At 62.9% G+C, this 11,824-nt stretch carries 8 protein-coding genes and 2 tRNA genes; 5 read left to right on the forward strand and 5 right to left on the reverse strand.

What is annotated here, in order from left to right:
• Positions 1-1,522 precede the first annotated feature (1,522 nt).
• A complete protein-coding gene (locus tag WOC76_RS04460) occupies positions 1,523-2,425 on the forward strand; it encodes a FecR family protein (RefSeq protein ID WP_341108658.1) in 903 nt (300 codons plus the stop codon).
• Positions 2,426-2,455: 30 nt separating this feature from the next.
• Here WOC76_RS04460 and WOC76_RS04465 read toward each other — a convergent pair whose 3' ends face one another.
• On the reverse strand, positions 2,456-3,103 hold the full coding sequence (locus WOC76_RS04465; RefSeq protein ID WP_341108657.1) for a YdcF family protein: 648 nt from the start codon (positions 3,101-3,103) through the stop codon (positions 2,456-2,458).
• A 99-nt stretch (positions 3,104-3,202) separates the two neighbouring features.
• Positions 3,203-4,507: a UDP-glucose dehydrogenase family protein gene (locus WOC76_RS04470; protein WP_341108656.1), complete on the reverse strand. Its 1,305-nt coding sequence runs from the start codon at positions 4,505-4,507 to the stop codon at positions 3,203-3,205.
• 543 nt (positions 4,508-5,050) lie between these two features.
• Here WOC76_RS04470 and WOC76_RS04475 point away from each other — a divergent pair.
• The 3 genes from WOC76_RS04475 (at position 5,051) to WOC76_RS04485 (ending at position 8,831) form a co-directional block, all read left to right on the forward strand.
• Positions 5,051-6,157, forward strand: a complete 1,107-nt coding sequence (locus tag WOC76_RS04475; protein ID WP_341108655.1) for a fatty acid desaturase — start codon at positions 5,051-5,053, stop codon at positions 6,155-6,157.
• Positions 6,158-6,356: 199 nt separating this feature from the next.
• Positions 6,357-8,216: an ATP-dependent zinc metalloprotease FtsH gene (gene ftsH / locus WOC76_RS04480; protein ID WP_341108654.1), complete on the forward strand. Its 1,860-nt coding sequence runs from the start codon at positions 6,357-6,359 to the stop codon at positions 8,214-8,216.
• A 153-nt stretch (positions 8,217-8,369) separates the two neighbouring features.
• A complete protein-coding gene (locus WOC76_RS04485; protein WP_341108653.1) occupies positions 8,370-8,831 on the forward strand; it encodes a hypothetical protein in 462 nt (153 codons plus the stop codon).
• Positions 8,832-9,166: 335 nt separating this feature from the next.
• Here the strand turns inward: WOC76_RS04485 and WOC76_RS04490 are convergent, their stop codons facing one another.
• Both WOC76_RS04490 and WOC76_RS04495 read right to left on the reverse strand, forming a co-directional pair.
• The gene (locus WOC76_RS04490; RefSeq protein WP_341387510.1) at positions 9,167-9,511 is read right to left on the reverse strand and encodes a hypothetical protein; all 345 of its coding nucleotides are present in this window, start codon (positions 9,509-9,511) and stop codon (positions 9,167-9,169) included.
• A gap of 443 nt (positions 9,512-9,954) precedes the next feature.
• Positions 9,955-10,044, reverse strand: a tRNA-Ser gene (locus WOC76_RS04495).
• Positions 10,045-10,250: 206 nt separating this feature from the next.
• Here WOC76_RS04495 and WOC76_RS04500 point away from each other — a divergent pair.
• Positions 10,251-10,340: transfer RNA gene (locus WOC76_RS04500), tRNA-Ser, on the forward strand.
• A gap of 1,119 nt (positions 10,341-11,459) precedes the next feature.
• On the opposite strand, the gene WOC76_RS04505 is transcribed toward WOC76_RS04500, so the two are convergent.
• On the reverse strand, positions 11,460-11,729 hold the full coding sequence (locus tag WOC76_RS04505; protein WP_341108651.1) for a hypothetical protein: 270 nt from the start codon (positions 11,727-11,729) through the stop codon (positions 11,460-11,462).
• Positions 11,730-11,824 lie beyond the last annotated feature (95 nt).

An 11,824-nucleotide genomic window follows, 5' to 3' on the forward strand; every position in this document is an offset into this window, starting at 1 on the left:
CTCGCGCCGCCTCTCCTGCCGTCCCGACCGTGGATGTATCGGCGGGGCGTTTTTCATGCCGCCCCTTGATTTCAAACAGCCGAAAAGCCGGGGGGAATAGAGCTAAACGACAAAATGTCGTTTAGCTCGCTAGCGGTTCGCCCACTCGACAAAGTCCTTATCCGTGTTACGCAGCCTTCCGTGCTGGAGGCATTGGCGCCGGGAAGCGCCAGCCATCTCTGCTATCCCTTGGCGGCGTCACTCCCCTATGCTCCTTCCACCATGCAGACCAAGCATTCCAGCCGGGAGAGCCGGCCGCTAGCCATACGCCCGAAGGCTGAGAAGGCGCAGAGACAGGCGCAGCGTCGCGCCAGCGGCCTTCTGAGAGCCATCGGGCCGCCGAGCAAATAAACCGCTTCTCTCGGCCCGTTACGGCCGCCGCATAGGCAGCCGCCGCCGCAATAACCCGCTCCGGGTCCGCGCCCGCCGCGAGCGCCTTCCGCCACGCCACAATTGCCGGGGTCTGCGGATTGTCGTCGCCACGGTCGGGAAACGCCCCCCAAAAGCGACGAAAAGGACCTCCGTCACGCGTGACGCCGTCACGGTCGGGAGAGAGAGTTATTTGTGAATTTTTATATTCTATCTCTCTGTCACCGTGACGCGTCACGCTCTCCGTCACGGTCTCCGTCACGCCTCCCGCCACACGCCGCCGTTCCCTGTAGCGCCGTGCCCGTTCCGCGGCTGTGCGGTCCTTGACGGGGAAGGAGACGACCACGGCGCGCTCAACGGTTGGCCGGCGGCGCTCCCGGTAGGTAGGGATTAATGCGCCCTCCACCTCTTCGAGCAGGCCCGCGGCCTTCAGCTGCTCCAGCTGGCGCTCTACCGTTTTCTTGCCGGCGCGAAGGTGGAACGCCGTCTCAGACAGCGACGGGAGAGCGCCGCCGTAGCTCGCGGCTATAAGGTGAAGGTTTACCCAAGTCTTAAACAAGGTGGCCGGAAGCTCTTGGAGCTTCGGATCGGCGAGCATCGCCTCGGCTATTTCGGGAGGGAGTGAATCAAAAGGCATGGGGGGCGGCTCCGCTATAAACGTGCGGAAGCTGGCGGGTGGGCTGGGGGACTAACCCCTGAGCGTCGCAGTCATATCATTAAAAAACAACTAGATACGAAGCAACATTGCAGGAGAGCGTAACGTAAAAAGTTGGTTGCATGACGCGCCCTGCGTTTTCCTTTCCTTAAGGTTCTGACGGGTGAAGCTTGCGCGAGGCGCGCGTCGTCGATCCAGCGACGAGGCGCCGCGCCTTGGATGAAAACAGAGGCGCGCGCGACCTTGACCCTGACAAATCCCGGGTCTGGCCAGCATCAATGGCGGGGTCGGAGATTGTCGAGCCTGCCGAAAAAACACGCAGGGACGCATGCCGTTCGGGCGCCGCGTCAATGCAATTTTGCTTGATCCTAACGGAATTTAAGGCAAAGTTTGCGCGCCGCCTGACGCGCGGCTAATGAGTTGCGCATTGGTTATTCGCCTAGGACAGGGGCGCGTGAAATGTTGAAGAAATTTCCCAACACATTGCTTTTTGCCGGAGTCGCCTCGGCGGCCGTCACGATGGCCTGCGGCGCGTGGGCCTACGACAATATCGGCGTCGCCTCTTATGTCCGCAACGACGTCAATGGCGTTTTGCCGAGCCGGACGGCCTTGATCAACGTTGGCGAGGGCATCGTTCGCGATGAGATCATCAAGACAGTCGCCGACAGCGCCGCGAAGGTGGTGTTTACGGACAGCACAAATCTCTCCATCGGGCCGAATTCCGTCGTCAAGCTGGACAAATTCGTTTTCTCCGGCGATTCGAGCTACCAGAAGGCGACAATCAATCTCGCCAAGGGCGCGCTTCGCTTCGCGACGGGCACGTCGGACAAGCACGCCTATGAAATAAAATCTCCGGTCGCGACCATTGGCGTTCGCGGCACGATTTTCGAGTTCTCCTACACCGGCACGGGTCGGCGGGAGAAAACCGAAGAAAGATGCGAGGCTCGTGGAGGCGAGAGGGACAAGAAATGCAAGCCCAAATGCGCCGACATCGGCGCTGGGCAGAGCGCGACCATCGAGGGCAGGGAGGGCAAGTCGACCATCAATGTCCTGGAGGGCGTCGTTCATGTCTGCTCGCTGAATGTCGCGCAATACGGCTCCCCGAACCAGATGATCGACTGCGGCGGCGCCATGTGCACTCGGGAAACCTTCACGGAGGTTCAGCAGCAGTTTGGACAGGCTCCGGGGGAGGGCCTGGGCTCCATCCTTGCGCCCGCCGCCGCCCTCGGCGCGATCGGCGGCGGAATCGGGGGTGGCTTGGCCGGGCAAGACCATGGCTCACTGCCGCCGCCCTTCTTCAACTCGGGCAGCCCCGCCTCGGCCGACGGCAGCCGCCCGCCGCCCCCAAGAACGGGCGAGTGAGGTTTCGCCAGCCCGTCGATTGGCTTTTGCTCACCGGCGCAGCTGGGACTCGTGGATCGAACGTCTCGCAGGGAGGAGCTTGTCCTCCAGAAGCCACGGAAATCTGACGAGGACCAGCGTCGCGAGATATTTGACGTATTCGTCGGCCCTCTGCCGCAGCGGATCGTCGGCGCTCGTTTCATCTTCCACTGGATAGGGAATGATTTGCCGTCTGCCGATCTCGGCGGCCAGAGCGGCGCGGGCGCGCGCCATATGCAGCCGGGAGGTAACGAGAACCACGGGGCCGCCGATCTTGCGTCGTTCCAGCCAGGATCTTGTTTCCAGAGCGTTCTCGATGGTGTTGTCGGCGACTTCTCCCATTTCGACGCAGCAGGCCACCAGCCAGGGGAGGTCGGCAATCTTCGGATTGCGCGGCGCGAAGATCGACAGAAACCGGTCTGGGGTAATGCCCGCGCCGACATTCACGCCTGAAATGAAGAGACGCGGCGTTTCGCCAGCTTCGAGGAGCCGGAGACCGGCGTCGACACGTTCGAATGCGCCCGTGAAGACGATGGAGACGACCGCGCCGCGGATCACATCGGCAGGCGGCGTGTGGAAATCGTCGAAGGCGACGAAGCCAAAACCGACGCCTGTCACCAGGGCGCCGAGGCAAACGCGTCCGACGATTTGTGCGAGCATTCCTGATCTCTTCGGCGGCCGCGCGCAGTCGCAGGCGACCCGCCATTCCCTTGCGGCCGGGGCTGAACGCATTTACGCCCGCCCGCGCGCCTGCTGCAATCAGCGGCGTCCGACGCTCACATAGGCGAAGCCGTGCTTGCGCGCTTCTGCAGGCCGGTAAACATTGCGCAGATCGACGAGGACCGGCTGCTTGAGCAGGCGTTTCACGCGCGCGAGGTCGAGGGCGCGGAAGGCGTCCCATTCGGTCACAATCGCCAGCGCGTCGGCGCCTTCGATGGCCGAATAGGCGTCGTCGTGGAAGGTTACTTCCGGCATCAGCGGGCGCGCCTGCGCCATGCTCTCGGGGTCATAGGCGTGCACCTGCGCGCCATCGCCCGCGAGCGAGGCGACGATGGCGAGGGACGGCGCGTCGCGCATGTCGTCGGTGTTGGGCTTGAAGGCGAGGCCGAGCAGCGCGATCCTCTTGCCGCGCACCGAGCCGCCGAGCGCCTGAATGATCTTGCGCGCCATGGCGCGCTTGCGCGCGTCATTGACGGCGACCACCGTCTCGACGATGCGCAGGCTCGACCCTTCGTCCTGACCCGTCTTGATCAGGGCCAGCGTGTCCTTCGGGAAGCAGGAGCCGCCATAGCCGGGCCCGGCGTGCAGGAATTTCGCGCCGATGCGCTTGTCGAGGCCGATGCCGCGGGCGACATCCTGCACGTCAGCGCCGACTTTCTCGCAAAGGTCGGCGATCTCGTTGATGAAGGTGATCTTGGTCGCGAGAAAGGCGTTGGCGGCGTATTTGGTCAATTCCGAGGTGCGGCGGCCGACGAAGACGAGCGGCGGCGCATTGAGCGACAGCGGGCGGTAGATTTCCTCCATCACCTCGCGCGCGCGCGGATCCTCGACGCCGATGACCACGCGGTCGGGGCGCTTGAAGTCCTCGATTGCGGCGCCTTCCCGCAGGAATTCGGGGTTGGAGACGACGGTGAAGTCGGCGGCCGGATTGACCTCGCGAATGATGCGCTCCACCTCGTCGCCCGTGCCGACGGGCACGGTGGATTTGTTGACAACGACGGTGAAGCCGTCGAGCGCCGAGGCGATGGTCTTGGCGGCGGCGTAGACATAGGAGAGGTCGGCGTGGCCATCGCCGCGACGCGAGGGCGTGCCGACCGCGATGAAGACGGCGTCCGCTCCCTTCACGGCCGGCGCGAGATCGGTCGTGAACGCAAGCCGTCCCTGCTTGACGTTATTGGCGACGAGTTCGTCGAGGCCCGGCTCATAGATCGGTATCTCGCCACGCTTCAGCCGCTCGATCTTGCCCTCGTCCGAATCGACGCAAATCACAGTGTGGCCAAAGTCCGCAAAACAGGCGCCCGAGACGAGACCGACATAGCCAGAACCAATCATCGTGATGTTCATCTGGTAAAGTTCTCCTGAGGACGCCTGATGATGCGGCGGACAGTCATTGTTTCCATCGGGCGCTTTGTCAAATTCCCTGACGGGGGTAGGCAATCAACAGTATTGTCGACGCCAGGGGCTTTGGAGTCTTGGAGATAGGCCGTTCGCTCTTCCGAGGCCTCGTCGCGTCCTCCCTGCGCCGAGGAGGGAGTGCGCGTCCTTGGCAACCATTTTATGACGGTCGGATGAGACCGCGTCGGAGGTCGCTCGGCCAGAGCGCAGCGCGCGGGTTCGATTAATCCCAAGTTGATTTGCTGCATTGCGAGATAAGTTCAGGAATAATTAGCCGCGCATTGGCCAGTCGCCCGGCGCACAAACTTGGCGCCACTTGCTTCTGCCGGACTTTTGACGCGGCAAAACGTCTCGCCAGTCGGCTTTTTCTCTCAAAAAGGCAACCGGTCCCGCCGGTTGACCCCAAAACATTTGACAAGCGCAGAGCTATAGTCGAAGGGAATGGCGCGGCAAAAAAACAAAACAAGCCAATCAGGCGCTGCGGGGAAACAATTGACCGACACAATCGAAACCACGGCCGGAGGCCATGACGTTTGCGGGCATGACGTTTGCGGGCCGGACGCCAGGGCGCTGGCCCAGCGCATGGCAATACTGAAAACGCAGGCGAAGGAAAAGGGATATTTCAACGTCCCGGCGTGGGAGCAGGCGCTTCGTTGCGTCGAACTCGCGGCTGTTCCGGCGCTCGCCTTCTTCCTGCTGTCGCAGGGCGGCGCGCTCGCTCTCGCCGGCGCCCTCCTCCTCGCGGTCCACTATCCGCGAACGGCGTATCTCGGCCATGACCTCGCCCACAACCAGTGGGGGCCGCGCGACGAGGCGAAACCTCGCGCCATGCTCGGTCTCGTAGCCCTGTTCCAGGGCTTCGGCGCCTCCTGGTGGGTCGAAAAACACGAATTGCACCACTCCTTTCCCAACGGCTGCCGCATGGGCGAGGACGGCGTGCTCGTCCCCATCGACGGCGACATCGATTCCGTGCCCTGGATCGTCTGGGACAAGGCGCTCGTGGATTACAACGACAAGGCGCGCAACTCGACCTTCGCCAGGCTTCTCGCCTATGTGATGCCGCGCTTTCAGGTCCCCCTGTTCTTCCCGCTACTCTCTCTCGCCCGCTTCAACTGGAGCTGGCAGAGCATCGAGACCGCCGCGCGCCGGGAGAAAAACCTCGAGGCCGCGCTTTGCGCCCTGCACTGGATTGTCGGGCTGACGCTCGCAGGCTTTCTGACGCCGGGCCCCGCCTGGACGGGCTGGCTCTGGTTCGTCGGCGCGCAGCTTCTGGGCGGCTTCATCCTCGCTTTCGTCTTCGTCCTCAATCACACGGGGATGGAAATCTATGACGCGACCGAGGCGAAAGGCTTCTACGACCGGCAGGCCCGCTCGACGCGCAACACGCCGACCTCCGCTTTCCTGGACTGGCTGACCGGCGGCCTGAACAGCCAGATCGAGCACCACATGTTCCCGACCATGGCGCGGCGCAATCTGCCCAAGATGCGCGAGGCGACCCGCAAGGCCATGACCGAATGCGGCTACGTCTATGAGGAGCTGAAGAACGGCGACGCGATGCGCGCGGTTCTCCTGGCGCTGGGCGAGGCGGCGAAAGCCTGAAGGCTTCGGCCCTATTGAATGAAGCGGCGCCGCCCAATGGGCGGCGCCGTCGTTTCTTGCCCGCGTTTCGCTTGCCGCGCGGTGTTTCGACGCATCGCCTTGGACGCGGCTCGCCTTTACCGATAAAACATTTGGAGCTGGGATTTGGAACGAAAGGGCGGCGCCCGCGACCGCAGCCTTTCCGCAAGAGGCGCCGGCGATGGCTGTGGCGAACGAAAAGAGGGGATGGCGCTTCGATTTCGGCTATTTCCTTCTGGCGGCGATCGCCATCCTCGTCTTTCAACAGGTCTGGGAGACCTATAGCGAGACCAACGTCGTTCCCTACAGCGAATTTTACGACGATCTTCGCGAGGGCAAGCTCGCCGAGGTCCAGGTGGGCGACAAGGCGGTTCGCGCGACGCTGAAAAAGCCGCTGCCGGACGGCCGGAAGCAGATCGTCGCCGTCCGGGTCGATCCGAATTTCGCCCAGGAGCTCGAAGCGGCCAAGGTCAAATATTCGGGGGCGGCGGAGCAGGGCTGGATCTCGACGCTTCTGTCCTGGATCGTGCCGGCGGCCTTCTTCTTTTTCATCTGGAGCTATCTCGCGCGGCGCGTGGGGCAGGGGCTTGGCTCGGTCATGTCGGTCGGGCAGAGCAAGGCCAAGATTTTCGTCGAGACCGACATCAAGGTCGGTTTCAAGGACGTGGCCGGCGTCGACGAAGCCAAGGAAGAGCTTCAGGAAATCGTCGCCTTCCTGAAAGATCCCGTCACTTATGGGCGACTCGGCGCCCATGTGCCCAAGGGCATCCTGCTCGTCGGTCCCCCGGGGACCGGAAAGACCCTGCTGGCCCGCGCCGTCGCCGGGGAGGCGGGCGTTCCCTTTTTCTCCATCAATGGCTCGGAATTCGTGGAGATGTTCGTGGGCGTGGGCGCGGCGCGCGTACGCGATCTCTTCAACCAGGCCCGTGCGGCGGCCCCCTGCATCATCTTCATCGACGAACTCGACGCGCTCGGCCGCGCCAGGGGGATTTCCGGGCTGAGCGGCGGACATGACGAAAAGGAGCAGACGCTCAATCAGCTCCTCAGCGAACTCGACGGCTTCGACCCCACGGTTGGCGTCGTTCTGCTGGCTGCCACGAACCGGCCCGAAGTGCTCGATCCGGCGCTGCTGCGCGCCGGGCGCTTCGATCGCCAGATCCCGGTGGACCGGCCCGACAAGAATGGTCGTCTCGCGATCCTCGGGGTGCATCTGACCAGAATCAAATTGGCGCCCGACGTCGATCCGGCGAAGATCGCAGCGATGACGCCGGGCTTCACGGGGGCGGACATCGCCAATCTCGTCAATGAGGCGGCGATGCTCGCGACGCGCCGAAAGGCCGACGCCGTGTCGTTCGAAGATTTTGCTTCGGCGATCGAGCGGGTCCTGGCGGGGCCAGAGAAACGCCGGCGGATTCTCAATCCGCGCGAAAAACGCATCGTCGCTTACCATGAGATCGGCCACGCCATCGTCGCCATGGCCCTGCCGGACGTGGATCCGATCAAGAAGGTTTCAATCGTGCCGCGCGGGCTCGGCGCGCTCGGCTATACGATGCAGATGCCGACTGAGGACCGCTATCTCATGACGCGAACGGAGCTGATGCACCGCATGTCAGTCCTTCTGGGAGGGCGGGCGGCGGAAATGCTGATATTCAAGGAAGCGACCACGGGCGCCGCCGACGATCTGCAGCGCGCGACCGAGATCGCGCGCGCCATGGTCACGCGATACGGCATGGAGCGCGACATCGGCCAGGCTTCCTTTGTCATGGAGCGTCCACGTTACCTCGATCTGCAGGGTCTGGGACCGCAGAAATCCGAAATGAGCGACGAGACCAATGCGCGCATAGACTCGGCCATCAACGATCTCGTCGAACAGGCCTTTCGCCGCGCCACCGAAATATTGGCGGCCTGTTCGGCGGTGCATGTTGATTCCGCGGAGCGCCTGCTCGATCAGGAAACCTTCGGCGAGAGCGAACTCGCCGCGATCTGTGCGGCTGTCAGGCAAAGGATGCAAAGCCTTCCGGCCGCAAGGTCCGCGCCGTGACGACGCAGGCGCGCGCCTCGGCCCAATCCCTTTGCAGGAAACCTGCGCCCGCGGCGATTGCGGGCGTCAAGCGGATTCTTCTCAGATCAGAATTGAAACCAACGCTCTTCGCAGGCGTTGAGGCGTCACCTTGGAATAACGCAGGAGCGAGCCATGGTGAAGCTACCCGAATTCAACCGCCACATGGTGGGCGTTTCGGCGATCGCGCTGGCGCTGCTTGGCCTGGGTTATATGGCCAATATGGCGGGCGACCATCGTCGGATCGCAAGGCTCCCTGACGAAGCCGTCAGAGTGGCCACACCCGAGCCCGAAACATCCTCCAACGAAAGCTTCCTCTCCATGCTGCGGCGGACGCCGCCAAACGCCTTTGGCTCCGCCTCTCCCGGCCAGAGCTCGGGCGAGGCGGCCACGTCTGGCGAGGAGCCAAAAGGTTCGACAGCGGCGAACTCGAAAAACTGGACGACGGACGACTGGCGGATCGCCGCGGACGCTGTTGCGCTGGCGCGCTCGAGCTCACGCGATCAGCCCGCGAACAGACAGGCGGCGAACGCGCCCGCTTCGGGGATTGTCTGGCGGCCTCCGCAAGAAATCGCCGGCCGCAACGCCGCCCGCTGAAGGCGGCGTCGCGCCCCTATCCCCCGCCGCCGCCCGTGCGTCATGATCCGCTTCTCCCGACGACGCGCGGCCGAACGTCCGTCGGGCGATGCGGCGTCATTTGGAAACAGCGGCGGGGCCTTTTTCCGCGAATGTTACATGCCCAGTGTGACTGGATCGGCGGTGGATCTTCTGCGGCCGGTCTTTGGGGAGGTCTCGTGAGCGATCCGAATAGCCCCTAACTGGCGTTGAACCACGAGCAGGAGGTCGGCCTGGAGCGGAAGGTTTAGCGGCGTAGCTCGAATTGAACGGCCCGAACCAGGGGCTCGATCCCAGCACGCCGCGTTCCTCTTCGGTCACTCGAGTTTGATTACGACCGCTTCCGCGCCGCCACTCAACTGAAGCCCTTCTCGCGTTCCTTGAAGCTTGAGATAGACGCCCTTGGGGTTGCGCAACCAGAATCGGCCTTTGCCCATGTCGCCGATGGCCCAGCCAGTTCGGATTTCGCCATAGGGACCCTCGAAGTCCGCGAGATTGGTCAGGCCATAGACATCTCCAGAGGCGCTGAGGCGCGACGCGCCAATGCCGCCGACTCCCAAGCCGCCCATCTTGAACTTGTAGGTCTTGCCGCGGAACTGAAGCGTTCCGCCTCCAAGAGCGCCGGAGCCCATGAAGGCAATCTGCACCTGTTCAATGTTCACGCGCCCGGTGGGCAAATCCTTGGGTTCCTCTTGTGCGACAGCCCCGCCAGTCGCTGACAGCATAAAAGCCACCAAAAACGCCGCAGCTTTTGTGGCTTGAGTCGTTGCCGGGAGGCGTCTGGCTGCGTCTTTCATGGTGAAAAAATACCCCCTTGGAATGAGCAACGAATCGCCGCCGCCCGAGAATCTTGCCAGGATTACAAAGGCCTTGGTCTAGGTCAATTTCTGCTTGTTGTAGGGGCTATTGCTCGCCGCGGATTTGGCCGGCTTCGGGCCTGCCGCTCCGTCCTGATTGCTCAAGAGGCGGCGAGTCGGTCGAGACCATAGCCTCGCCGCGATTCAGACAAACGACGCGCCTGATCACGAGCCGCCTCGACCCCATAAGGGAGGAGCCCCCCTTGGTCGGCGCTCCCTAAAAGGGCCTTCTCCATCGATTTCGGAAGTGGCGGAGAGGGAGGGATTCGAACCCCCGATACAGTTGCCCGTATGCCGCATTTCGAGTGCGGTGCTTTCAACCACTCAGCCACCTCTCCGCGGCCCGGGATCCGGCCTTTGAACGGCCAAACCAGTGTGGTGAGCGGCCAATAGCATGGGGCGCCCCCCTGATCAAGCTCCCCCAGCCGAGCGGCTGCGTGAGTTTCTCGCAGACATGAAGATTTCACACCGCGGCGCCGCTTTTTGGGAGGATCTGCAATCTGCATTTGCGTTCTCGGCCGCCATGAATATAGTGCGCGCCATTGGAGGGGTGGCCGAGTGGTTGAAGGCGCACGCCTGGAAAGTGTGTATACGGGAAACCGTATCGCGGGTTCGAATCCCGCCCCCTCCGCCAGCCAAGCAGAAGCGAACTCCAGGGACCGCCTGATCTGCGGCGGAAACCTTTCATATTCCCGAAGGGTTTGCGGTTTCGCACCGAACCTCTGAGACTGGTGGGCCGAGCCGAAATCGGTCTCTTTCGTCTCATTCCGGGCGAACCTCACTCGCTTTGGTTCTGTCGGGAGGGGCGCTTGTTCTCAACTCCCTGCAAACTCTGAGTAAAAGTCTCGTTTAAGTTGCTCCGCCCTGCAACGGCTTAAAAGCGAATCGCTATCTCGTTGGCGCGGCCTTGCTCACGCCCCATAATGTGCCTTGCCAATTGGAGACCTCGCGCTCCTTGCCGCAAGCATGACGGCGCCAAGTAACAAGGCCAGTCTTCGTCATGCCGATATCGACGGCGCTATACTTGGGATTGCGGCAGTCTAAACAGGTCGGCAGAGGGGCATTCAGCCGGCCAATTTGGATTAGAGGCCTAGAGCGACCGAGGCCGCCGAGAAGCCTTGCGCCCGATGGCCTTGCTATTGGCGATTGCGCCTTTGGCGTTCCAAGTAGAGATCACATGCATCGATCAGCGCCCGCTGCCACTCCGCGACCCGCGGAGCCCACACTTCTCATCAACGGGCATTCCGCTCAACGGGCTGGACTTCGTGATTCCAAAAGGGGACGGCGCCATGTTCGCGCTGGCCGAAATGCTGTGGCCTAAACTAATCGCAGGTCATGCAATCTCACTTGCGGAAGAGCAAATCACTTCTCAACTGCGGCCGCTCAAGTGTAAGTTTTGCGCCGCAAAGAGGACGGAGAATCAAACATGCGCAGAGTTTTAATGATGATCGGCGCGGCGGCCTTGCTCGCCATGGCCAACTCGACAGCCAATGCATGGGTCGCAGGGCCGGGCGTGGGGGTTGGCCGTCCGGGCGTCAGGGGGTTCGGAGGCGTCGGTGGCCCGGGGAGAGTTGGCCTTGGGGTCGGGCGGCCGGGGCGGCCTACGCCTTACCGCCCCTTTACGGGGCGCGTTCCGGTGCGCTGACGAAATTTAACAAGACAGGAGGCCGCCAGATTTTCTGACGGCCTTCCCACACTGCGCCTTGCTTGGGTTTGGAGGGAGCGACGGCGCAGCCGATCCCTGCTCCTCTTATTAATAGCCACAGCCGTCATAACCGTAGCGGGGCTGGTCGTAGCCATAGCCGGGACGGTCATAGTCACCACGATCATAGTGCGGCTGGCTGGCCATGGCTCCAACCATCGCGCCGACAGCCATGCCCGCAATCGCAGCGCCGGCGACCGCGCCCGCATCCGGGCCCGAGCGACGATAGTACCCGCCCGCCGAAGCCGGCGTCGCCGCGATCATGCTCGCAAGGCCCAGAACGATGACCGAACAGGTGATGATCTTGCTTGCGGTCTTCATGGCTCCCTCCAAGAAACTGCTTTGTCGATGAAAGCAACCTAGAGGAGGCGTGGGCGCCCCACCGTGCGGGAGCGCACATCGCGGCGTGCATGCGC

Origin of the sequence: Methylocystis sp. IM3 (genome assembly GCF_038070105.1) — a bacterium.
Lineage (GTDB): Bacteria > Pseudomonadota > Alphaproteobacteria > Rhizobiales > Beijerinckiaceae > Methylocystis.

What these genes read in the sequence shown, in the direction of transcription:
- WOC76_RS04505 (WP_341108651.1), bottom strand. Translation starts at nt 11,729, where the DNA reads ATGAAGACCGCAAGCAAGATCATCACCTGTTCGGTCATCGTTCTGGGC.
- WOC76_RS04485 (WP_341108653.1), top strand. Translation starts at nt 8,370, where the DNA reads ATGGTGAAGCTACCCGAATTCAACCGCCACATGGTGGGCGTTTCGGCG.
- WOC76_RS04460 (WP_341108658.1), top strand. Translation starts at nt 1,523, where the DNA reads ATGTTGAAGAAATTTCCCAACACATTGCTTTTTGCCGGAGTCGCCTCG.
- WOC76_RS04465 (WP_341108657.1), bottom strand. Translation starts at nt 3,103, where the DNA reads ATGCTCGCACAAATCGTCGGACGCGTTTGCCTCGGCGCCCTGGTGACA.
- WOC76_RS04470 (WP_341108656.1), bottom strand. Translation starts at nt 4,507, where the DNA reads ATGAACATCACGATGATTGGTTCTGGCTATGTCGGTCTCGTCTCGGGC.
- ftsH (WP_341108654.1), top strand. Translation starts at nt 6,357, where the DNA reads ATGGCTGTGGCGAACGAAAAGAGGGGATGGCGCTTCGATTTCGGCTAT.